Source organism: Prevotella sp. CAG:592, from assembly GCF_000436015.1.
Taxonomy (GTDB): domain Bacteria; phylum Bacteroidota; class Bacteroidia; order Bacteroidales; family Bacteroidaceae; genus Prevotella; species Prevotella pectinovora.
Map to the genome: position 1 here is coordinate 1 of NZ_FR892535.1, position 788 is coordinate 788.

The window sequence follows — 788 nt, forward strand, 5'->3', positions numbered from 1 at the left end:
TCTGCCCAACAGGGGCAAGCAGCGTGCCCATGATGGGTAAGCAGCGTTCTCCGGTTGGGCAAGCACCGTGCCCATTTGAAGCCCCAACCGGTCATTATGTATAAAAAACAAAAGATGATACATCTGCACTTGAATCAATGTGCGAATGTATCATCTTTGCAAGGGCTCTGACTTACGGTAAAGTCCCGGCACCTTAAATATTCTTTTGATTATCTACCTAAGTACACCTCCTGTTACAAAAGAATTGTTCAAAAAACTTTGTTAAAACGTCTCTCTTGAAGGAGATTATTCCTCAGCGTCTCTCAGCTGCTGAACATAGATAGCGCGCTCCATCTTGAGTCTCTTGAGTACAGATGGCTTGTCGAACTGCTGACGGGCACGGAGCTCCTTAACAACACCTGTCTTCTCAAATTTTCTCTTGAACTTCTTCAAGGCTCTCTCGATGTTCTCGCCTTCCTTAACTGGTACAATAATCATTTTTTCTTTTTTGTTTTATTTGGTTATACTTAATTAATTATATATCAGATGCTTTGATAAGCGGCTGCAAAATTACTTCTATTTTTCAAATCTTGCAAGTTTTTACGTCAAAATATAAGAAAGTTGCATACTTTCTCATGTAAAGTTGCTAAGTTTCCCATTAAAAACCAGCAAGTTTCCCATAGAAAGCAGCCTATTTCCCGAATTCTTTCAGTTTGTCGCCGTCTATAAATACAAAGCCGCTCTTTCTTGCCACGATTACTCCATCGGCAAATCTATACACATCTATCACATCATCGTCAAGGTCTACC

The 788-nt window shown here is 40.4% G+C and carries 1 protein-coding gene; it reads right to left on the reverse strand.

Going from position 1 to position 788, the window contains the following annotated elements:
- Positions 1-285: 285 nt before the first annotated feature.
- Positions 286-477, reverse strand: coding sequence for a 30S ribosomal protein S21 (gene rpsU, locus QVO99_RS03250; protein ID WP_022316160.1), 192 nt, complete (start codon positions 475-477; stop codon positions 286-288).
- Positions 478-788: the final 311 nt, after the last annotated feature.